This is a genomic window from Streptomyces sp. NPDC048257 (assembly GCF_043201855.1).
In the GTDB taxonomy this organism is placed as follows: Bacteria; Actinomycetota; Actinomycetes; order Streptomycetales; family Streptomycetaceae; genus Streptomyces.
Genome location: NZ_JBICZI010000036.1, coordinates 20826 through 41532, shown reverse-complemented (window position 1 = coordinate 41532; position 20707 = coordinate 20826). Strand labels below are relative to the sequence as shown.

Genomic DNA, 20707 nt, shown 5'->3' with positions numbered 1-20707 from the left:
GAAGGCGCCCGCCCGGGCCGCGGGGGGCGCCCGGTCGTCGACCCGAGGTCGGGCGCCCGGTCGCCGACCCGACGTCGGCCGAATCGCGCCCTGGACCCGTCCCGGCGGCATCTGTCACCGTTCACCACACCACCTCCACAGCTTTCCTGCGCAGCCCTGTTCCTGACGACACGTCAGTTCAGTAATCTGACTGCACGTCAGTTATTGAGTTCCATCGAGGTTCATCGAGCAGGAGCGGGCGGCAACGATGCTTGGATCTACTCACGGCACCCTCACCACCGACTTCCGCGCACGTGTCGAGGCCTGCGGGGAGTCACCCAGGACCGCCGTCCACTCGTCGGCGGCCCCCTCCGCCGACGACGCGGTCCCCGTGGACGTCAGCGGACGACCGCTGCACGCCGACGTGCCCGACCTGGACCGGTTCTTCCGGCCCGAGTCCGTAGCCGTCATCGGCGCCTCCGACGCCGAGGGCAGAGCCAACACCGGCATCACCCGTCAGCTCATCGCCTGGGCGGAGCGCGTCGGCGCCCGGATCCACCCCGTCCACCCCACTCGCACCACCGTCTTCGGGCTGACCTGCCACGCCTCCGTGGCCGACCTGCCCGAACAGGTGGACCTCGCCGTCCTCCTGGTCGCCGACCCGCTCCCCGTCATCGAGGAACTGGCCGAGACCAAGGTCAAGTTCGCCGTCGCGTTCGCCTCAGGCTTCGCCGAGACCGGAGACGCGGGCGCCGCCGCCCAGGAACGGCTCGGCGCCGCCGTCCGGCGCTCGGGCCTGCGCCTGCTGGGCCCCAACACCAACCTCAACGCCTTCGAGAAGTTCCGCGAGGACCTCGACGGCCCGGCGATCGCCCTGATCACCCAGTCCGGCCACCAGGGCCGGCCCGTCTACACCCTCCAGGAGCTGGGCATCCGGCTCTCCCACTGGGCGCCCACCGGCAACGAGGCCGACCTGGAGACCTCCGACTTCATCTCCTACTTCGCCGAGCAGCCCGAGGTCGGGGCCATCGCCTGCTACGTGGAGGGGCTCAAGGACGGCCGCTCCTTCCTCCTCGCCGCCGACCGGGCCGCCCGCAACGGCGTCCCCGTCGTCGCCGTCAAGGTCGGCCGCACCGAGACCGGCGCGCGCATGGCCGCCTCCCACACCGGGAAGCTGACCGGCGCCGACACCGTCGTGGACGCCGCCATGCGGCAGTTCGGCGTCATCCGCGTCGACGGCCTCGACGAGCTCCAGGACACCGCCGCGCTCCTCGCCCGGGCCCGGAAGCCGAAGGCGGACGGGGTCGTCGTGTACTCCATCTCCGGCGGCACCGGGGCCCACTTCTCCGACCTGGCCACGGAGGCGGGCCTGACCCTGCCCACCCTCTCGCAGGCCAAGCAGGACGAGCTCCACCAGTGGATCCCCGGCTACCTGAACGTCGCCAACCCCGTGGACAACGGCGGCCACCCGGTCGGCGACTGGCGCGGCCGCAAGATCATCGACGCGATCCTCGCCGACCCCGAGGTCGGCGTCCTGATCTGCCCGATCACCGGCCCCTTCCCGCCCATGAGCGACAAGCTCGCCCAGGACCTGGTGGACGCGGCCGAGCAGAGCGACAAGCTGGTCTGCGTCATCTGGGGCTCCCCCGTCGGCACCGAGGACGCCTACCGCACCACGCTCCTCGGCTCCTCCCGCGTGGCCACCTTCCGTACCTTCGGCAACTGCATCACCGCCGTACGCGCCTACCTCGGCCACCACCGCTTCACCGCCGGATACCGCTCCCCCTTCGAGGACGCACCGCGCACGCCCTCCCCCTCGTACCGCAAGGCGCAGGCCCTCATGCGGCCGTCCCAGCAGCTCAGCGAACACGCCGCGAAGCAGCTCCTGCGCGCCTACGGGATACGGGTCCCCCGCGAGCAGCTGGTGACGAGCGCGGCGGCGGCGGTCCGGGCGGCCGGGCTGGTCGGCTACCCGGTGGTGATGAAGGCCTCGGGCCCGCAGCTGGGCCACAAGACGGAGCTCGGCCTCGTGAAGATCGGCCTCACCTCCGCGAGCCAGATCCGCGACGCGTACCGGGAACTGACCGACATCGCGCGCTACGAGAACGTGCCGCTCGACGGGATCCTGGTCTGCCAGATGGTGGAGCGGGGGGTGGAGATGGTCGTCGGCGTCACCCAGGACGACCTCTTCGGCCCGACCGTCACCGTCGGGCTGGGCGGGGTCCTGGTGGAGGTCCTGCACGACGCGGCGGTCCGCGTGCCGCCGTTCGGGGAGGACCAGGCGCGGGCGATGCTGAGGGAGCTGCGCGGGCATGCGCTGCTCGATGGCGTGCGGGGGGCTCCGCCGGCCGATGTGGACGCCCTGGTGGAGGTCGTCCTGCGCATCCAGCGGATGGCCCTGGAACTGGGCGACGAGTTGTCCGAGCTGGACATCAACCCCCTGATGGTCCTCCCGCGGGGCCAGGGGGCGGTGGCCCTGGACGCCCTCGCCATCTGCCGCTGACGATCTTCAGCCCCGCCGTCGTTTGAGGCGCGGGGGGTTCGGGGGCATCGCCCCCGCAACGGCGCCGCGCCCGGACCCCACACCGGACCCACCCCGAACGGGAGTTCATCCATGACCGGCATCACGGAGGACGAAGTCCTCCACCGCATCGAGAACGGCGTCGCCTGGATCACCCTCAACCGCCCCGAGGCGATGAACGCCGTCACCCGGGACCAGCGCGAGCGCGTCATCGCGCTGCTCGCCGAGGCCTCCGCCGACCCCGCCGTGCGGGCCGTCGTCGTCACCGCCACCGGCAAGGGCTTCTGCGCGGGCGCCGACCTGCGCAGCGGCGCGGCCGGCGGTGAGCGCGTCGCGGGCGACGTCGCCCGCATGATCCGGCTCGGCGCGCAGCGCCTGATCACCGCCGTGCTCGACTGCGAGAAGCCCGTCCTCGCCGCCGTCAACGGCACCGCCGCCGGCATCGGCGCCCACCTCGCCCTCGCCTGCGACCTCGTCATCGCCGCCGAACCGGCCCGTTTCATCGAGGTGTTCGTGCGCCGTGGCCTGGTCCCCGACGGCGGCGGCGCGTACCTGCTGCCCCGGCTCGTGGGACCGCAGAAGGCCAAGGAGCTGATGTTCTTCGGCGACGCGGTCCCGGCCGCCGAGGCCGAGCGCCTGGGCCTGGTCAACCGGGTGGTGCCCGCCGAGGAGCTGGAGGAGACCGCCCGCGCGTGGGCCGAGCGGCTGGCCCAGGGGCCCACCCGGGCCCTCGCCATGACGAAGCAGCTGGTCAACGCCTCCTTGGACGGCGACCGGGCGGCCGCGCTCGCCGCCGAGGCCACCGCTCAGGAGATCAACATGACCACCGCCGACGCGAACGAGGGCGTGGCGAGCTTCGTGGAGCGCCGCACGCCCAAGTACCTCGGCCGCTGACCTGGCCGCTACATCTGCGGGTCGGGCTTGAGCAGCGCGAACACCGCTCCGGCCGGGTCGGCCAGCCACGCGATCCGTCCGACCTGCGGGACGTCGGCGGCCGGCATGACCACCGATCCGCCGTTCGCCTTGGCCGCCGCGACGGTGGCGTCGACGTCCGCCACGTGGAAGTACGGTGTCCAGCGCGACTCCGCGCCCTCCCCCATGTGCGGGGCGACCCCGCCGAAGGAGGCGTCCTCCTGGTCACCTTCGGCCGTGCTGAGGACCATGTACGTCATGCCGGGGGCGGGCATCTCCGCGCTGCGCCAGCCGAACAGCCCGGTGTAGAAGGCGATGTCCGCGACGGGGTTCGAGGTGTGGAGCTCGGTCCACACGAGCGAGTTCTCGGCGGTGGTGAGCTGGAGGCCGGACGTCTTGCCGGGCTGCCAGCAGGCGAACTGGGCGCCCTGCGGGTCGGTGAACTGGGCCAGCCAGCCCTCGCCCATGACGTCCATGGGCTCCATCCGGACCCGGCCGCCGCCGGCGCGGACGGCCTCGGTGGTGGCCTGGATGTCGGGGGTCATGAAGTGCTGCATCCAGGCGGAGGTCGCCCCCTCCTCGGTGAGCGGCCCGAGCGCGGCGACGGTCTTGCCATCGACCCGGAAAAAGCCGTACCCGCCCGCCTCGGGTCCGGCGGAGGCGAACTCCCAGCCGAGGACCGCGCCGTAGAACGCGGCGGCGGCGTCGGTATCGGGGCTGCCGAGGTCGAGCCAGTTGGGTGAGCCGGTGGTGAAGTCGGTGCCGAGCATGGGGTCCTCCCGGGGTACGGCGGCGGTACGAGGTCGCTGCCACGATGCCGAGCCTCCACCCGCGCCCGGGTGCACGGGCCCACGGAGGCGAGGGGTTTCACTCGTGTGGGTGTACGGGCACACGAGCCGGCGGGGTCCGGAACCGGTCGCCAGGATCACGGAGCCAGTGTCACGCGGCGCAGGAGCCGCAGGTCGCCCAGGTCCGGGTCGCCGACCACCTGGAAGAGTTCGGGCCGGTCCACGCTCCGGCGACCTGCCGGGTCCGCTCCCGGCCGGCGCAGTCCTTGACGATCAGGTCCACTCCGGCGCGCTGGCGGAAGCGGGGATCGGCCGGCCGTTCCCGCCGGATGCCGGCGGTGGTGCAGCGCGTCACGACGTAGTCGAACCCGTCCTCTCGGCGCCGGCCCACCTTGAACGCGTTCAATCAACAGGACCTCCCACCTCACCCCTTCCTATCTGACGAACCGTCAGCTTCAATCACTGGTGTGATGGGACATGCAGGGATGGCGGCCACCGTCGTCCGATACCTCAGGTCAGTCGGCTCCCCCACCTCCGCCTCGGCGCAGCGGGAACCCGAGCCCGTCGACGCCCTGCCGCGTCCCGACCTGCGCGCCGTCGGCGAAAACGAGCGCGCGCCGGTGTCCCCCGCCGAATTCCGGGCCGTGCTCGGGAACTTCGCCAGCGGGGTCACCGTCATCACCGCACCGCCCGGCGAGGGCGAGGAGGGCCCGGCCGGCTTCGCCTGCCAGTCCTTCGCCTCGCTGTCCCTCGACCCGCCCCTGGTCACGTTCATGGTGGCCCGTACGTCGACCACCTGGCCGCGGATCGCCCGCGCCGGGGTGTTCTGCGTCAACATCCTCGGGGCCGAACAGGGCGAGCTGTGCCGGTCCTTCGCCGTCAGCGGCGCGGACAAGTTCGCCGGGGTCACCCACGCCCCCGCCCCCGTCACGGGATCGCCGCAGCTCGACGCCGTGCCCGCCTGGATCGACTGCCGGATCCAGGCCGTCCACACCGGCGGGGACCACCTCATCGTCGTGGGCAGGGTGGTCGCCATGGGCGCGGCCGGCGAGGGCGAGCCGCTCCTCTTCCACAAGGGCCGTTTCGGGCGCCTGGCCGGCTGACATCCCGCCCGGCTGACGCCCCGCCCGGCTGACATCCCGCCCGGCTGACGCCGCGCCCGGCTGACGCCGCGTCTCACGAAGGGGGCGGCTCCGGGGTCCGGCCCCGGGGCCGGACCCCGGAGCCGCCCGTCGGGGTCTCAGAAGGTGAGGACCCCGCGCGCCACCCGCCCGTGGTGGGCGTCGTCCACGGCCTTGGCGAAGTCCTCGACCGGATAGACCTCTGTCACCAGCTCGTCCAGCAGCAGCCGGCCCTGCCGGTAGAGCTCCGCGTACAGGGCGATGTCGCGCTGCGGGCGCGAGGACCCGTACCGGCAACCCATGATCGTCTTGTCCAGGTACATGGACGACACCAGGAACGACGCCTCCTCCTGGAAGCCCGGCACGCCCAGCAGGACCGCCTGCCCGTGCCGGTCCAGGAGGTCGATCGCCTGACGGATCAGCTTGACGTTGCCCACGCACTCGAAGGCGTGGTCGGCGCCGGTCGGCAGGATGTCGCGCACCGCCGCCGAGGAGTCGGCCACCGCGGACGCGTCGATGAAGTGCGTGGCGCCGAACTGCCGGGCCACCGCCTCCTTCGCCGGGTTCGCGTCCACGGCGACGATCGTCGTGGCACCCGCGATCCGGGCCCCTTGCAGGACGTTGAGCCCGATGCCGCCGGTGCCGATGACGACCACCGTCTCACCGCGGTCGACGCGCGCCCGGTTCAGGACCGCCCCCACCCCCGTGAGGACCCCGCAGCCGATCAGCGCCGCCGACGTCAGCGGAATGTCGGCCGGTATCCTCACGGCCTGCACGGCCTTGACGATCGTGCGCTCCGCGAAGGCCGAGTTCGAGGCGAACTGGAACAGCGGCTTCCCGCCCCGCGAGAACGGCTGCCCCGGCATCCCGATCGCCTTGCGGCACATCGTCGGCCGGCCCCGGTCGCAGTCCGCGCACGCCCCGCAGTTGGCGAGGGTGGACAGCGCCACATGATCGCCCGGAGTCACGTGCGTCACGCCCGGGCCCACCGCCTCCACGATGCCCGCGCCCTCGTGCCCCAGCACCACCGGCGGCGGGAACGGAATCGTCCCGTCGATCACCGACAGGTCGCTGTGGCACAGTCCGGCCGCCCCGATCGCGACCAGCACCTCCCCCGGCCCCGGATCCCGGATCTCCAGGTCGTCGACCACCTGGGCCTGCTTGCCGTCGAACACGACGCCTCTCACCTGGGCTCCTTAGGCAGGCCGAGCACACGCTCGGCGATGATGTTCCGCTGGATCTCGTCCGAGCCGCCGTAGATGGTGTCGGCACGGGTGAACAGGAACAGGCGCTGCTCCTCGTCGAGTCCGAGTTCGTACGGGAGCCCGGGCGCCCAGCCCGCCGGACCGGCGGTGGCCGCCGCGCCGCGGACCTCCACCGCCAGCTCCCCGAGCCGCCGGTGCCACCCGCCCCACAGCAGCTTGGCCACGCTCGGCGCGCCCGCATCCGGCTCGGCGCCGAGGGTGCGCAGCGCGTTCCACCGCATGGTGCGCAGCTCGGCCCATTGCCGGACCAGCCGGTCCCCCAGTACGGGGTCCCCGGCGCCCGAGGCGGCTCGCGCCGCGTACGCGGCCAGTACGCGCTCCAGTTCCGCCGCGAACCCGATCTGCTGGACGAGGGTCGAGACCCCCCGCTCCAGGGCGAGCAGGCCCATGGCCACGGTCCAGCCGCCGCCCTCGGCGCCGACGACCTCCGCCGCGACCGCCCCGTCGAAGAACACCTCGTTGAACTCGCTCGTCCCCGACATCTGCCGGATCGGCCGGACCTCCACCCGGCCGGGCTGGTCCATCCGGACGAGCAGGAACGACAGCCCCCGGTGGCGGCGCGAGCCGGGCTCGGTGCGGGCCAGGACGAAGCACCAGTCGGCGTCGCGGGCGAGCGAGGTCCAGATCTTCTGCCCGGTCACCCGGTACAGCCCGTCGGCCGTGTCCCGTACCGCGGCCGTACGGATCCCCGCGAGGTCGGAACCGGCGCCCGGCTCGCTGTAGCCCTGGCACCACAGCTCCTCGCCCCGCGCGATGCCGGGCAGGAAGCGGTCCCGCTGCGCGGGCGTCCCGTAGGCGATGAGCGTCGGGGCGAGGAGGTTCTCGCCGATGTGGCCGACCCGGCCGGGCGCGCGCAGGGCCGCGTACTCCTCGGCCCACACCACCTGGCCGGTCAGGGACAGCCTGCGGTTCCCCCACCCGTCGGCCTCCCAGCCCTGCCCGATCCAGCCGCCCCGGCCCAGCTCGCGCTCCCACGCCCGCCGGGCTTCGACGCCCTCGTGCTCGCTGCCCGGCCCGCCGAGGCCGATGACCTGCGCGTACGGGCCCACGAGGTGCTCCGTCAGCCACGCCCGGGCGTGCCCGCGCAGCTCCTCGTCCTCGGCCCCGAAACTGAAGTCCACGCCGCTCCCCCTTGGTCCGGACAGGGCCTACGCGTTGGGGCGGTCCTTGGCGGCCGCCGCCTTCGCCATGGCCTCCAGCTGCGCGAGCATCGGCATCGGGTCGGTGCCCACCGTGCCGGGCAGGAAGTCGGCGATCTTCTCCGGCGTCCAGGAGCCTTCGGCGTATCCGGCGCGCAGCTCGCGCGGCTGCGCCCATACGGCGATCTTCGGGCCGGCGATCGTGTAGACCTGCCCGGTGATGTCCTCGGCCCTGGCCCGGTCGCTGAGCAGGTAGGTGACGAGGGCCGCCACGTCCTCGGGCTCGCCGATCTCCTTGAGCTCCATGGGGACGTTCGCGGACATGCGGGTGCGGGCGACGGGTGCGACGGCGTTGGCCGTCACCCCGTACTTGGCCAGGCCCAGCGCGGCGGAGCGGACGAGCGAGATGATCCCGCCCTTGGCGGCGCTGTAGTTGGCCTGGGCGACGGAGCCCTGGTGGTTGCCGCTGGTGAAGCCGATCAGGGTGCCCGAGCCCTGCCTGCGCATGACGGCGGAGGCCGCGCGGAAGACGGTGAAGGTGCCCTTCAGGTGGGTGGCGATGACCGGGTCCCATTCCTCCTCGGCCATGTTGAAGAGCATCCGTTCGCGCAGGATGCCGGCCACGCAGACGACACCGTCGAGGCGGCCGAACTGTGCGAGCGCGGTGTCGACGAGGCGCTGGCCGCCCGCCATGGTGGAGATGTCGTCGGCGACGGCGACTGCCTCGCCACCGGCGGCCTGGATCTCCTTCACCACGCCGTCGGCGATCTCGCTGGTGGGCTCCGCGCCCTCGATCCCGACCCCGTAGTCGTTGACGACGACCTTGGCGCCCTCGGCGGCCGCGGCGAGTGCCACGGCCCGCCCGATGCCCCGGCCGGCGCCGGTGACGGCGACGACCTTGCCTGCCAAGAAGTTCCCCACGTCCGGCCCCTTCCCGCGATTTCTGACGGACCGTTAGATTCTATGGGTAGTCAGATGCACCTGCACAAGACCTCGTTGCCGTCGTAACCACCGCATCCACGCAAGGAGCTGTCGACGCCCATGACCCTGCCCGCCGAGTTCCACGACATCGCCAAGCGCGTCAACAACTGGGGGCGATGGGGCGCCGACGACGAGATCGGCACCCTGAACCTGATCACCGACGAGGTGGTCCGGGGCGCCGCGGCGGAGATACGCACCGGCCGCCGGATCCCGCTCGCCCTCCCGCTCAAGGAGGACGGGGTCCAGGTGGGCATGATCCCCGGCCGGATCAACCCGCTGCACACGATGGTGCAGATCAACCAGGAGCTCTTCGGCCCCGGCACGGTGGCGTGCAGCGACGACGCCGTGAGCATGGGCCTCCAGGCGGGCACCCACTGGGACGCCCTCACCCACGTCTCCCACTCGGGGAAGATCTACAACGGCCGCCCGGCCGGCACCATCACGGCGCACGGCCGCGCCGAGTTCAGCGGCATCGACAAGGCCGGTCACATCGTCTCGCGCGGGGTGCTCCTCGACGTCGCGCGCGCGAAGGGGCTGGACCGGCTGCCGGGCGGCCACGCCGTGACCCCCGGGGACCTGGCGGAGGCCGAGGAGTTCGGCGGGGTGACCGTGCGCCCCGGCGACATCGTCCTGGTCCGCACCGGCCAGATCCAGGTCTACCTGGCGGGCGACAAGCACGGTTACGGCTTCCCCTCGCCCGGGCTGTCCGTCCGCACGCCCGAGTGGTTCCACGCGCGGGACGTGGCGGCCGTCGCGAACGACACCCTGACCTTCGAGATCTTCCCGCCGGAAATCGAGAACCTGTGGCTGCCCGTCCATGCTCTCGATCTGGTCGAAATGGGTATGCATCAGGGCCAGAACTGGAACCTCGAAAAGTTGTCCACAGCCTGTGCAGAAGAAAACCGGTACGCGTTCCTCCTCTCCGCGATGCCGGAACCGTTCGTCGGCGGCACCGGCACCCCGGTGGCCCCGGTGGCCGTTCTCTGAACCCGGCGCGGCGGGCGGCGGGCCGGACGACCCCGGCCACGCGCGAACCGTGCGCAGTGGAACCATGAGGTGGACATGACGCGTCACCGTACGCGCGTCACACCCCGTCCCCACCACCTTCCCCGCAGGAGAAGCCCGCATGGCCAACCCGTACCAGGTAACGCCGCCGCCACCCCCGAGGCGCCGCTCGGGCGGCAACGTCGTCGCCGTCATCGTCCTCGCCGTGATCATCGTCGGCGGCTACTTCGCCCTGCAGTCGGTCAACAAGGACGACAGCAAGCCGTCGGCGCCCCCCTCGGCGTCCCCCTCCGCCAAGCCCACGGCGAAGGACCCCGGATCCCCCGAGTCCTCCTCCGACACCTCCAGCGCCTGGAAGGTCGGCGACTGCGGCGGCCCCGACCCGGCCAAGACCCCCGACGGCTACAAGCGGACGGGCTGCTCCGACTCCGGGGCCACCTTCAAGGCCATCGACATCAAGGAGGCCAGCATCCTGCCGGGCGCGATCCAGTGCCCGCCCGGCACGGACCTGATGATCGACGTGAGCATCTCCTACGGCGGCGGCAAGTCGAGCGGCATCCCCACCAACACCGTCTGCGGCCGCAACCTGTCGAGCGACCACCCCGGCGACGCGGGCGCCGGCGGCGGCCAGCTGGTGAAGGGCGACTGCGTGACCTCTCAGGCCAAGGAGGTCGCCTGCGGCGGCTCCGGCGCCCAGAAGGTCCTCGGCCTGGTCAAGACGAAGTCCGAGTGCCCCTCCGGCACCACGGACCCCATCGAGCTGACCCTGGCCATCGGCCGCCCCTACGACGTGATCTGCACCGACGGCTAGACGGCCTGGAAGTCGGCCACCCGCTGTCCCGGCACGACGCCCGGGACGGCGGGCGGCCGTGGCCGCCGAAAAGTGCGTGCCCCGGCACCCGCGGAGGCGCAGACTCACCCCATGGCGGACATGCAGGCGTTGCGGGATGCGGTCGACGACTGGGCGGGCGGCGGCCCCGGCGAGGTGGCGAGCGAGCTGGCCGGGCAACTGGGAGTACGGACGGCCGTGCTGCTGGAAGGACCGAGCGACCTCGCGGCCGTCGAGGCACTGGCCGCACGGCGCGGCCGCGACCTCGCCGCCGAGGGCGTGTGCGTCGTATCGATGGGCGGCGCGATGAGCGTGGCCCGCTACACCGGCCTCCTCGGACCGCCCGGCCTCGGACTGCGCCTGGCCGGACTGTGCGACGTCAACGAACAGCCCTTCTACGACCGTGCGCTGGAGCGGGCCGGGGCGCCGCGCCAGGGCTTCTTCGTGTGCGTGGCGGACCTCGAGGACGAGCTCATCCGCGCACTGGGCATACCGAGGATCGAGGAGATCCTCCTGGCCGAGGGCGACCTCCGCTCCTGGCAGACCTTCGTACGCCAGCCCGCACAGCACGGCCGGGCCCCCCAGCAGCAGTTGCGGCGCTTCCTCGGCACGAAGAAGGGCCGCAAGATCCGCTACGGCCACCTCCTCGCCGAGGCCCTCGACCCCGAGCGGGTACCGGCTCCGCTCGACGACCTCCTGACCCACCTCTGAGCGGCCCTACGGGGTGCGCTTCACGCAGGTCCGGTCCTTCGCCGGCAGGGTGCCGGTGGCCAGGTACCGGTTGACCTGGTCGTCCACGCAGGCGTTGCCGTAGAGCCCGTAGACGGCATGCCGGTGGGCCCCGTCGAGAGTGATCATCCGGGAGCTCGGCAGCTGCCTGCGCAGCTCGACGCTGCCCTTGTACGTGGTGCGCGGATCACCGGTGGCCGCCACGATCAGCGCGGCCGCATCGCTCCGCACCCGCGTGGGCTCCTCGCGCGGCCGGTCCCAGAACGCGCACGGGTTGATGTTGTGGGTCAGCGGGCCGAACAGCGGATGCGCGGCGCGGCTGCGCTCGATGTCCCGCCAGTACCGCTCGGGATCGCGCGGGGCCGCCACGTCCCCGCAGATGACCGCGGACTGCACGCCCGTGGGCTCGCCCTCACCGCGCAACGCGTACCGCAGCCCCGGGGCGAGCCCCGCCGGCAGCGTGGTCGGCCTGCCCTCGGCGGCCTCGGTCAGTACGGAGAGCAGGGCGGCGAAGGACGCCCGCGCGGGCTCGGTGTCGTCCGCGATCCCCGAGAAGAGGAGGAGCGGCACCTGACTGTCGTCGATCCGGAAGGCATCGGCCCCGGAGCCGATGGTCAGCGGGCCGCGCGCGGACGCCGCGACGACGCCGTCGACGGTGGCGAGCACCTCGGCACGGGTGCGGCCGAGGCGGTAGGTGTCGTGGCGCAGGGCCGCCCACGCGGCCCAGGCGGAGAGCGCCTGCTCGTTCTCGCGCTCGGTGCCCTCCAGCAGCCGCGCGCGGTAGTCGCCCGGATCGATCGCGCCGTCCAGCACCATCCGGTCGTAGCGGCCGGGGAACATCTGGGTGTAGACGGTGCCCAGGTAGGTGCCGTACGAGTAGCCCAGGTAGGAGATCCTCCGCTCGCCGAGCGCGCCGCGGATGACGTCCATGTCGCGGGCGGTGTTGCGGGTGCTGATGTGCGGCAGCACGGAGGCGTCGGTGGCCCGGCACTTGTCGGCCAGGCCCTTCTGCAGGGCTGCCTGGCGGTCGAAGCCCGCCCGGTCGGCGCCGGCCGACAACCAGGTCATGCCGAGGGGCCAGCCGCAGTCCAGCGGGGTGCTGCGGCCGACGAAGCGCGGGTCGAAGCCGACGATGTCGTAGCGCGCGCCGACCTCCTTCATCGCCGCGCGGGCTTGCGGCGGTGCGTCCACGGCGGGGCCGCCGGGGCCGCCGACGTTCAGCAGGATCGCGCCGATGCGGTGGCGGGTGTCGGTGGCCTTCAGCCGGGAGACCGCCACGGTGATGGTGCGGCCGCGGGGGGCGGAATAGTCCAGCGGGACGGTCACGTCCGCGCACTGCACGCCGGCCCGGTCCAGCTCACGGCCGCTCGCGTCGTCGGGGCCCTTTGAGCAACTGCCCCAGGCGGGGCGCTGCTGGTAGTACCGCTCCAGCCCGGCCCCCACGCGGTCCCCGGCGGAGTCCTCGGCCCGGGAGGCGGCTCCGGCGGCCAGGGCGGGGGTGGCGGTGGCGGTGAGACAGGCCGCGAGGGCGAGGCCCACGGCCAGGGCCCGGCGCGCGACGGGACCGCTTCCGCTTCCATGTCCGCTTCCCTGTCCGGTTCCGGTTCCGGGGGTACGGTCGGCGGCGTGCGGCGCATCGGCCGCTTCGTGTGATCGCATGCCCCGAGGCTAGAAATCCGCCCCGGTACGGCACATCGCCCACGGGCACGAGGGCCTCGCGTCCGCCCGGGACCGGCGGCCCGGTCCGGCCTCCTCCCGCGGGAGGAGGCCCGGCAGGTTCTGCGGGTGGCGGCGACGCTCATGCACGCCCCGAGCGCGGCACGGCAGCCGCCACCCCACGACCCGCACTCGTCAAGGCCTGTCCTTGGCGTCCCCTCGCGTCGAATCGCTCCACACCAGGGTGATCAAGATGTGACGAACCGTCAACACCTCGTTAGAGGTACACGCGCGGTTCCCGCTTGGGGGTGTGACATTCCGACGGGCCGTCCGAGGGCCGCTCGGACACACGGTCCGAGGCCGATTTCTGCGCGCGGTCGATCTCGCACCAGATCCGTTTGCCCGCGCCCTCGCGCTGCCAGCCCCAGCGGTCCGCCAGCCCGTCGACCAGCTCCAGGCCGCGCCCGCCCGTGTCCTCGCCGCAGGCCTGCCGGCGGGCCGGTGCCCGGTCGCTCGCGTCGGCCACCTCGACCCGCACCCCCGGCCCCCCGAACAGCATCCGCAGCACGGCCGGACAGCCCGTGTGCACGACCGCGTTCGTGACCAGCTCGGAGATCAGCAGGATCAGCGTCTCGGCGAGCGGCTCGTCGTCCCCTATGCCCGACCCCGCCAACCGGGACCGGGCCCACCGGCGGGCCCGGCCGACCTCGGCGGGATCCGCTCCGACCTCCAGCTGAACCTGAAGCACCTGCACCGCTCACACCATCCGAACCGGCGGACACTTCGCCTCGCGACAGGACGGGATCACCCAGTGTGATCCCCTTGCGGAGCAGCATGGTTGACATACAGTCACCACAACAAGCGCTTCGGGCATATTCCCGCGCGAAGGAGTGGGCGTGGTGCATACTGTGCGACGCTCGCGCCGCTCAACCGCTCGCATTCGTGGGAGCGTACCGGAGCAGGCCCCCGCTTCCGGGCCGCAATGAGGCGGGCGAAGGACACAAACCGATATCAACTCTCTGTAATCGGACATGCGTCCCATGCCGTCCTTCCCGTGCCTTCGCGTCACGGTGAGCAACGTCGCCCGAAGGCCTCCGGCCCGGGCCCGGCCGACCCGCCAGCCCGGCCCGCCCGCCCCGCCCCGCCCGGTCGGGCTACCCCGCCGCGTCCAGCAGCTCCCGCGCCAGCAGTTCCTCCGCCTGCGCCGCCGTCCGCCACTGCTCGGCCCGCACCCAGGCCCGCTTCAGGTGCAGGTGCACGTCCGCCTCCCAGGTGAAGCCCATCCCGCCGTGCACCTGCAGGCAGTCCCGGGCGTTCCGTACGGCCGCCCCGTCCGCGAGGAGCTTCGCCGCGGCCACCTCGCCCGGGTCCCCCGTCACCGCCGCCGCGTAGACCGCCGTACGGGCCACCTCCGCCCGCACCAGCATCTGCGCGGCGAGGTGCTTGACCGCCTGGAACGCCCCGATCGGCTGCCCGAACTGCTCGCGGTCCCCCGCGTACCGCACCGCCAGCTCCACCGTCCGCAGCGCGCTCCCGAGCTGCAGCGCGGCCGTCAGCAGCGCCCCCGCCTCGCGGTACGCCGAGACGTCACCCACCGCCGCCACCCGGTGCAGCGGCGTCAGCGGGTCCACCGAGGCCACCGGCTCGCCGGCCGGCACCACCGCCGCCCCCAGCACCGCGTCCGCCTCCCCGAGGTGGGTCACCAGCGGCCCGCCCAGGTCGAAGGCGCTCACCACCGCCGCCCCCGCCGCCGCCCCCGGGACCACTCCGGCCGCCAGGTGCGTCGCCACCAGCGGCCCCGGCACCAGCGCCCGGCCGGCCTCCTCGAAGACCAGTACCGCCTCCGGCAGCCCCAGGCCCACCCCGCCCTCGGACTCCGGCAGGCGCAGCGCGAAGAAGCCCGCCTCGCCCAGCTCCCGCCACAGCGCGCGGTCGACGCCGGCCCCCGCGTCGACCGACGCCCGCAGCGCCTCGCGCCCGTACCGCCCCGCCAGCAGGTCCCGTACGCCCGCCCGCAGGTCCCGCTGGTCCTCGGTCGGCTGGAAGTCCATGCCCCTCACCGGCCCTTCGGGAGGCCGAGGATCCGCTCGGCGACGATGTTCTGCTGGATCTGCGAGGTGCCCGCCGCGATCGTGTACGAGAGGGAGGAGAGCCGGTCCAGGGTCCACTCCTCCTCCAGGGAGAGCGACGCGGCTCCGAGGACCTCCGCCGCCGTGTCGTACAGCTCCTGGCGCGCGTGCGAGTAGGCGAGCTTGAAGACGGAACCGCCGATACCGGGGACACCGCCCGCCGACCGCTCGGCCTCGCTGACGTTCCACTGGGTGAGCCGCCACAGTGCGCCGAACTCCCCGTACAGCCGCCCCAGCCTGCGCCGCAGCACCGGATCGTCCCACCGGCCGTTGGCCTTCGCCGTCCGGGCCAGTTCCCCCAGGGTCCGGCGACAGGCGACGACCTCGCCGACGAAGGCGGTACCCCGCTCGAAGGACAGCGTGACCATCGTGACCCGCCAGCCGTCGTGCTCCGCGCCGACCCGGTTGGCCACCGGGACGCGCACCTCGTCGAGGAACACCTCCGCGAACTCCGTCGACCCGGCGAGCGTGCGCAGCGGCCGTACGGTCACCCCCGGCGCGTCCATCGGCATGGCCAGCCAGGAGATCCCCCGGTGCTTGGGCGCCTCGGGATCGGTCCGCACCAGCAGCTCGCACCAGTCGGCGACCTCCGCGTGCGAGGTCCAGATCTTCGACCCGGTGATCACGTAGTCGTCGCCGTCGCGCACCGCCCGCGTCCGCAGGGAGGCCAGGTCGGAACCCGCGTCCGGCTCGCTGAACCCCTGGCACCACACCTCGTCGCCGCGCAGCACGGGCGGCAGCCAGCGCGCCCGCTGCGCCGCGGTGCCCTCGGCGGCGATGGTCGGGCCGGCGTGCAGCAGCCCGACGAAGTTCGCGCCGACGTACGGGGCTCCGGCGCGCTCGGTCTCCTCCAGGAAGATCAGGTGCTGGGTCGGGGTGGCCCCGCGGCCGCCCGCGTCCACGGGCCAGTGCAGGCCCGCGTACCCGGCCTCGTACAGCCTGCGCTGCCAGCCGAGGTCGTACGCGCGCCGGCCCGGCCAGTCGCCGGGGGACGGCTTGGCGGGCAGCTCGGGGAGCACTTTGGCGAGCCAGGCGCGCAGCCCGGCCCGGAAGTCCTGCTCTTCCTCGGTATGGGTCAGGTCCATCAGCGGTCCAGGTCGAGGCCGAGCATGCGGATGGCGTTGCCGCGCATCAGCTTGTAGACCGTCTCTTCGTCCAGCCCCTTCACGTGGTCGAGGGCGACCTCCTTGGTGTGCGGGAAGGTCGAGTCCACGTGCGGGTAGTCGGTCTCGAAGGTCGCGTTGTCGCGTCCGACGACGTCGAGCGAGGCGATTCCGTGCTTGTCGCGGAAGAAGCAGCAGAACATCTGCCGGTAGTAGTACGTGGACGGCGGCTCGGGGATCAGGTCGCGGACCCCGCCCCAGGCGCGGTGCTCCTGCCAGACGTCGTCGGCGCGCTCCAGGGCGTACGGGATCCAGCCCATCTGGCCCTCGCTGTAGGCGAGCTTGAGCGCCGGGAACTTCACCAGGACGCCGCTGAAGAGGAAGTCCATCATCGAGGCCATCGCGTTGTTGAAGCTGAGCGAGGCCTGGACGGCGGGCGGTGCGTCGGGGGAGGCGGCGGGCATCTGGGAGCTGGACCCGATGTGCATGTTGACCACCGTGCCGGTCTCCTGGCAGACGGCGAAGAAGGGGTCCCAGTAGCCGGTGTGGATGGACGGCAGCCCCAGGTAGGTGGGGATCTCGGAGAAGGTCACGGCCTTCACGCCCCGGGCGGCGTTGCGCCGGATCTCGGCGACGGCGAGGTCGATGTCCCACAGCGGGATGATGCACAGCGGGATCAGCCGGCCGCCGCTGTCGCCGCACCACTCCTCGACCATCCAGTCGTTGTAGGCGCGCACGCAGGCGAGGGCGACCTCCTTGTCGTGGGCTTCGGCGAAGGTCTGCCCGCAGAAGCGCGGAAACGTCGGGAAGCACAGCGACGCCTCGACGTGGTTGAGGTCCATGTCCGCGAGGCGCGCCTTGGGATCCCAGCAGCCGCGGCGCATCTCCGCGCGGGTGATGCCCTCCAGGGTCATGTCGTCGCGGTCGAAGCCGACCGCGGCGATGTTGCGCTTGTACGGGAACTTCAGGTCCTCGTAGATCCACCAGTCCGCCGGCGGGCCGTCGGGGTCCATGGTGATGACGTACTTGCCGCCGGTGTAGGCGAGTTCGCCGATGCCGGCGGTGAGTGCCTTGGGTCCGCGGTCGCGGTACTTGGCGGGCAGCCAGACATCGAACAGGTGCGCGGGCTCGATCACGTGGTCGTCGACGCTGATGATCCGAGGCAGTTCCATGGTCTCCCCAATCCGCGATCTGATGGATCGTCAGAAACAAGCTAGCCCCGCCACCCCTGGACCGACAAGCGTCAGCGCTCTACGCTCTGCGCTTGATCTGACTATCCGTCAGCTACCGGGAGGTCTGGGATGACGGACACCGCGACCGCGACAGAACTGAGCCGCTCCCGCACCCTGTGGGACCTGATCACCCGCCGGGCCGCCCTGACCCCGGACACCCCCGCCCTGATCGGGGCGGCCGACGACCCCGCCCACGACCGCCGGCTCACCTTCGGGGAGCTCCACGACGGCGCGGAGCGCGCCGCCGCCGGCCTGTACGCCATGGGCGTGCGCCCCGGCACGGTCGTCGCCTGGCAGCTCCCCACCCGCATCGAAACCGTGCTGCTCTCCGCCGCCCTCGCCCGGATCGGCGCCGTCCAGACCCCCGTCATCCCCTTCTACCGCGACCGCGAGGTCGGCTTCGCCCTCCGCGAGTCCAAGGCCGAGTACTTCGCCGTCCCCGGAACCTGGCGGGGCTTCGACCACGCGGAGATGGCCCGGCGCCTCGGCGCCCGCGGCGTCTTCGAGGCGTACGACCGGCTCCCGGACGGCGACCCGGCGCTGCTCCCACCGCCACCCGCCTCCGGCACCGACGTCCGGTGGATCTACTGGACCTCCGGCACCACCTCCGACCCCAAGGGGGTCCTGCACACCGACCGCTCCCTGATCGCGGGCGGCTCCTGCCTCGCGCACGCCCTGCGCCTGGACCCCTCCGACGTGGGCTCGGTGGCCTTCCCGTACGCGCACATAGGCGGCCCGGACTACCTGGTGATGCTGCTCCTGTACGGCTTCCCCGCCGTCCTGTTCGAGAAGTTCGCGATGCCGGACGCGCTGGACGGCTACCGCCGCCACGGCGTCACCGTGGCCGGCGGATCAACGGCCTTCTACTCCCTGTTCCTGACCGAGCAGCGCAAGGCCCCGGACGTCCCCCTCGTCCCCACCCTCCGCCTCCTCGCGGGCGGCGGCGCCCCCAAACCGCCGGAGATCTACCACGCCGTCGTACGGGAACTGGGCTGCCAGCTGACCCACGGCTACGGCATGACCGAGGTCCCGATGATCACCATGGGCGCCCCGGACGACACCCCCGAGAACCTCGCCACCACCGAGGGCCGGCCCCCGGCAGCCATGTCCGTCCGCATCACGGCCCCGGACGGCACCCCGCTGCCCCCGGACACCGACGGGGAGGTACGGCTGCGCGGCGAGGCGGTCTGCCAGGGCTACCTGAACCGCGGCGAGTCGGCGGAGGTCTTCGACCCCGACGGCTACCTGATCACGGGCGACCTCGGCCACCTCACCCAGGACGGCTACCTGGTCCTCACCGGCCGCAGCAAGGACGTCATCATCCGCAAGGGCGAGAACATCTCGGCGAAGGAGATCGAGGACCTCCTGCACCGCCTCCCGGGCATCGCGGACGTCGCGATCATCGGCCTCCCGGACCCGACCCGCGGCGAACGCGTCTGCGCGGTGGTGGAACAGCCCCCGGGAGCAGCCCCCCTGACCCTCCCCCAGCTGACGGCCCACCTCCGCACGGAAGGCCTCTCCCCCCACAAACTCCCGGAGCAACTGGAACTCCTGGAGTCCCTCCCCCGCAACGAAACCCTGCGCAAGGTCCTCAAGTACAAGCTGCGGGAGCGGTACGCGTAGCAACGGCAGGTACGAGCCCTGCCCCCACGGGACGCGGTGGCTTCGACACGGCGGAAGTCACCCGGGCGGGGTCGGAGGGGTGCGGGGTGGCTTCGGGTGTGCGGGAGCCACTTGACCGGCATCAGGGATGGGTATGGGGGGGTCCCGTCAGTCTCATCACTCTCCGGTTCGTGCCGGTCCCTCAAGGGCGCTCCTTCGTCGCGTCGCTTCGCGATGGCCTTCGGCCACCCTTGACCGACCGTCCCGCCCCGGAAAGTCGAAGACTGCCGGGAAGCCCCCAAAAGAACGAGCCGGGCGGAGCCTTTAGGGACGGGGCGGTCGGAGACGCCCGGCCCAGTCGGGGGAGAGGCACGACCAAGAGACGGGGCCCATGACCGCCACCGGCCGGGTCGGTGGGCGCGTCCAATCGCTACGCGCTCCTCACGTCTCAGCGCCTGCCACCCGTCGGTGGCTGATCAGGGCGGACGTCAACGAACGACAGGCCCTCGGCTGGCTCGCCAGTCGTTGATGCGCTTGCGGATGCTGGGCACCATGGGGAGGTCGTCAGTGGCCTCGGGTGTGAACCACCCAACTTCAAGCGACTCGTCGGATCTCCGGAGGTTCCCCCCAGTGGGATGGGCGAGAAGGCAGATCGAGAATTCCTGCCGCACCTCTCCGTCGTCGTAGGCGAAGACATGTCCCGGGTTCGTGTACGTGCCGACGATCCCCACGACCTCAACCTCGATGCCGGTCTCCTCGAGGGTCTCCCGGACCGCACAGTCGCCGATGCTCTCCCCGAGCTCCATCTTGCCGCCCGGCAGAGCCCACGCACCGTTGTCCGTGCGTCGCTGCAGCAGCACTCGACCGTCGTCATCGACGACAATCGCCGATGCGGCCGGCACCAAGCTGTTCGCCAGAGGGGCGTTGGGGTCGCCCTCGTAGTCACGCCTGGGCACCCTGCCCCACCTCCCGGATGTCGCGTCCACGACTCCACAGCTCTTCGACGTGGGCGGCAAAGCGGTCGAACATGCCGTCCGCTTGTTTGCGCCGCAGGTGCATCATCGGCGAATCGTGACCAACCCTACGCGCCAGGATGGGAGTAACGATCATCTCGTCGTCGAACCGGAAGACGGAAAGATTGACGTGCCCGGTCTCGAACCGGCCCTCGATGCCGCTGACGTTGCGCAGCTTCTCCAGCTCGTTCAGCGTGACGGCGATACGGGTGGACAACGTCAGCGGCACGCCTTCCTCAGCCTCGCGCGCCGCGGTGATCGGACTGTCCGGGTCACCGACCAGGAATCGCACTCGGCATCCGCTCTCCGCCTTGCGCCGCAGGGCACTGGCCAGGTTCGCCTGCTCCAGCCAGAGGAAGTAGTTGGTGTATCCGGCAAACACGAGCTCGCGCTGCGCCTTCGTCACGAGGGACTTCCACAGGCTCGCCGGCGCGGCCGAGCGATATGGGAAGACCTGGACAATCTCTCGGTCAGGCCCGGTGGTGAGTGCCGACCGTACGGCGTTTGGCCACAAAGCTGCCTCCTCCTCCCCTAACGCCTCACAGGCCGCCCAGCGGTGGCGAGCATGAGGAATGCGGTTCGGCTCGGTGATCCATCGACCGACCGTCTTCACGTCGACCCCGCAGGCTTCTGCGAGGTGCGCTTCGGTCATCTTGGCATTCGCCATCGCCCGGCGCAGCGCGTGATTCATGGTTCGCCTCCA

General features: G+C 72.3%; 19 protein-coding genes. 7 read left to right on the top strand and 12 right to left on the bottom strand.

The features are described 5' to 3' along the window. Positions 1–247: 247 nt before the first annotated feature. On the top strand, positions 248–2482 hold the full coding sequence (locus ACGFZK_RS35790; protein WP_393852999.1) for an acetate--CoA ligase family protein: 2235 nt from the start codon (positions 248–250) through the stop codon (positions 2480–2482). A 111-nt stretch (positions 2483–2593) separates the two neighbouring features. Further along, positions 2594–3394, top strand: a complete 801-nt coding sequence (locus ACGFZK_RS35785; RefSeq protein WP_393852998.1) for an enoyl-CoA hydratase/isomerase family protein — start codon at positions 2594–2596, stop codon at positions 3392–3394. Between the two features lie 8 nt (positions 3395–3402). Here the strand turns inward: ACGFZK_RS35785 and ACGFZK_RS35780 are convergent, their stop codons facing one another. Further along, entirely contained in the window at positions 3403–4182 is a 780-nt protein-coding gene (locus ACGFZK_RS35780) for a VOC family protein (RefSeq protein ID WP_393852997.1), read from the bottom strand. A gap of 169 nt (positions 4183–4351) precedes the next feature. Continuing rightward, complete coding sequence (locus tag ACGFZK_RS35775) at positions 4352–4606, bottom strand: hypothetical protein (protein ID WP_393852996.1); 255 nt, start codon at positions 4604–4606, stop codon at positions 4352–4354. A 79-nt stretch (positions 4607–4685) separates the two neighbouring features. On the opposite strand from ACGFZK_RS35775, the gene ACGFZK_RS35770 reads away from it, so the two are divergent. Next, on the top strand, positions 4686–5303 hold the full coding sequence (locus ACGFZK_RS35770; protein WP_393853019.1) for a flavin reductase family protein: 618 nt from the start codon (positions 4686–4688) through the stop codon (positions 5301–5303). 137 nt (positions 5304–5440) lie between these two features. Here ACGFZK_RS35770 and ACGFZK_RS35765 read toward each other — a convergent pair whose 3' ends face one another. Genes ACGFZK_RS35765 through ACGFZK_RS35755 form a run of 3 tightly spaced genes read right to left on the bottom strand, consistent with a single transcriptional unit; the run spans position 5441 to position 8646 of the window. After that, positions 5441–6508, bottom strand: coding sequence for a Zn-dependent alcohol dehydrogenase (locus tag ACGFZK_RS35765; protein ID WP_393852995.1), 1068 nt, complete (start codon positions 6506–6508; stop codon positions 5441–5443). Further along, a complete protein-coding gene (locus ACGFZK_RS35760; protein WP_393852994.1) occupies positions 6505–7707 on the bottom strand; it encodes an acyl-CoA dehydrogenase family protein in 1203 nt (400 codons plus the stop codon). The genes ACGFZK_RS35765 and ACGFZK_RS35760 overlap by 4 nt, the downstream gene beginning before the upstream one ends. A 27-nt stretch (positions 7708–7734) precedes the next feature. Further along, positions 7735–8646, bottom strand: a complete 912-nt coding sequence (locus ACGFZK_RS35755; RefSeq protein ID WP_393852993.1) for an SDR family oxidoreductase — start codon at positions 8644–8646, stop codon at positions 7735–7737. Between the two features lie 120 nt (positions 8647–8766). Here ACGFZK_RS35755 and ACGFZK_RS35750 point away from each other — a divergent pair, with 120 nt between their 5' ends. The 3 genes from ACGFZK_RS35750 (at position 8767) to ACGFZK_RS35740 (ending at position 11251) form a co-directional block, all read left to right on the top strand. Then, on the top strand, positions 8767–9693 hold the full coding sequence (locus ACGFZK_RS35750) for a cyclase family protein (RefSeq protein ID WP_393852992.1): 927 nt from the start codon (positions 8767–8769) through the stop codon (positions 9691–9693). A 139-nt stretch (positions 9694–9832) separates the two neighbouring features. Beyond that, positions 9833–10522, top strand: coding sequence for a hypothetical protein (locus tag ACGFZK_RS35745; RefSeq protein ID WP_393852991.1), 690 nt, complete (start codon positions 9833–9835; stop codon positions 10520–10522). Between the two features lie 111 nt (positions 10523–10633). After that, positions 10634–11251, top strand: coding sequence for a TOPRIM nucleotidyl transferase/hydrolase domain-containing protein (locus ACGFZK_RS35740; RefSeq protein ID WP_393852990.1), 618 nt, complete (start codon positions 10634–10636; stop codon positions 11249–11251). 6 nt (positions 11252–11257) lie between these two features. Here ACGFZK_RS35740 and ACGFZK_RS35735 read toward each other — a convergent pair whose 3' ends face one another. From ACGFZK_RS35735 to ACGFZK_RS35715, 5 genes are all read right to left on the bottom strand, one after another. After that, positions 11258–12928, bottom strand: a complete 1671-nt coding sequence (locus tag ACGFZK_RS35735) for an alpha/beta hydrolase (RefSeq protein ID WP_393852989.1) — start codon at positions 12926–12928, stop codon at positions 11258–11260. Between the two features lie 274 nt (positions 12929–13202). Continuing rightward, the gene (locus ACGFZK_RS35730) at positions 13203–13679 is read right to left on the bottom strand and encodes an ATP-binding protein (protein WP_393852988.1); all 477 of its coding nucleotides are present in this window, start codon (positions 13677–13679) and stop codon (positions 13203–13205) included. Positions 13680–14079: 400 nt separating this feature from the next. Further along, positions 14080–14976 carry an acyl-CoA dehydrogenase family protein gene (locus tag ACGFZK_RS35725; protein ID WP_393852987.1) on the bottom strand — a complete coding sequence of 299 codons (897 nt, stop codon included), beginning with the start codon at positions 14974–14976 and terminating at the stop codon, positions 14080–14082. 5 nt (positions 14977–14981) lie between these two features. Then, positions 14982–16139: an acyl-CoA dehydrogenase gene (locus ACGFZK_RS35720; RefSeq protein ID WP_393852986.1), complete on the bottom strand. Its 1158-nt coding sequence runs from the start codon at positions 16137–16139 to the stop codon at positions 14982–14984. After that, a complete protein-coding gene (locus ACGFZK_RS35715) occupies positions 16139–17329 on the bottom strand; it encodes an amidohydrolase family protein (protein WP_393852985.1) in 1191 nt (396 codons plus the stop codon). The genes ACGFZK_RS35720 and ACGFZK_RS35715 overlap by 1 nt, the downstream gene beginning before the upstream one ends. 129 nt (positions 17330–17458) lie before the next feature. On the opposite strand from ACGFZK_RS35715, the gene ACGFZK_RS35710 reads away from it, so the two are divergent. After that, complete coding sequence (locus tag ACGFZK_RS35710) at positions 17459–19012, top strand: class I adenylate-forming enzyme family protein (protein WP_393852984.1); 1554 nt, start codon at positions 17459–17461, stop codon at positions 19010–19012. Between the two features lie 467 nt (positions 19013–19479). On the opposite strand, the gene ACGFZK_RS35705 is transcribed toward ACGFZK_RS35710, so the two are convergent. Both ACGFZK_RS35705 and ACGFZK_RS35700 read right to left on the bottom strand, forming a co-directional pair. Next, entirely contained in the window at positions 19480–19947 is a 468-nt protein-coding gene (locus ACGFZK_RS35705) for an NUDIX domain-containing protein (RefSeq protein WP_393853018.1), read from the bottom strand. Then, entirely contained in the window at positions 19934–20695 is a 762-nt protein-coding gene (locus ACGFZK_RS35700; protein ID WP_393852983.1) for an XRE family transcriptional regulator, read from the bottom strand. Before ACGFZK_RS35700 ends, ACGFZK_RS35705 begins: the two co-directional genes overlap by 14 nt. Positions 20696–20707: the final 12 nt, after the last annotated feature.

Bases quoted from the DNA above. Each gene is read 5' to 3' on its own strand.
- ACGFZK_RS35750 (WP_393852992.1), top strand. From the start codon at position 8,767: ATGACCCTGCCCGCCGAGTTCCACGACATCGCCAAGCGCGTCAACAAC.
- ACGFZK_RS35770 (WP_393853019.1), top strand. From the start codon at position 4,686: ATGGCGGCCACCGTCGTCCGATACCTCAGGTCAGTCGGCTCCCCCACC.
- ACGFZK_RS35735 (WP_393852989.1), bottom strand. From the start codon at position 12,928: ATGCGATCACACGAAGCGGCCGATGCGCCGCACGCCGCCGACCGTACC.
- ACGFZK_RS35720 (WP_393852986.1), bottom strand. From the start codon at position 16,139: ATGGACCTGACCCATACCGAGGAAGAGCAGGACTTCCGGGCCGGGCTG.
- ACGFZK_RS35790 (WP_393852999.1), top strand. From the start codon at position 248: ATGCTTGGATCTACTCACGGCACCCTCACCACCGACTTCCGCGCACGT.
- ACGFZK_RS35700 (WP_393852983.1), bottom strand. From the start codon at position 20,695: ATGAATCACGCGCTGCGCCGGGCGATGGCGAATGCCAAGATGACCGAA.
- ACGFZK_RS35740 (WP_393852990.1), top strand. From the start codon at position 10,634: ATGGCGGACATGCAGGCGTTGCGGGATGCGGTCGACGACTGGGCGGGC.
- ACGFZK_RS35715 (WP_393852985.1), bottom strand. From the start codon at position 17,329: ATGGAACTGCCTCGGATCATCAGCGTCGACGACCACGTGATCGAGCCC.
- ACGFZK_RS35780 (WP_393852997.1), bottom strand. From the start codon at position 4,182: ATGCTCGGCACCGACTTCACCACCGGCTCACCCAACTGGCTCGACCTC.
- ACGFZK_RS35725 (WP_393852987.1), bottom strand. From the start codon at position 14,976: ATGGACTTCCAGCCGACCGAGGACCAGCGGGACCTGCGGGCGGGCGTA.
- ACGFZK_RS35785 (WP_393852998.1), top strand. From the start codon at position 2,594: ATGACCGGCATCACGGAGGACGAAGTCCTCCACCGCATCGAGAACGGC.
- ACGFZK_RS35710 (WP_393852984.1), top strand. From the start codon at position 17,459: ATGACGGACACCGCGACCGCGACAGAACTGAGCCGCTCCCGCACCCTG.
- ACGFZK_RS35745 (WP_393852991.1), top strand. From the start codon at position 9,833: ATGGCCAACCCGTACCAGGTAACGCCGCCGCCACCCCCGAGGCGCCGC.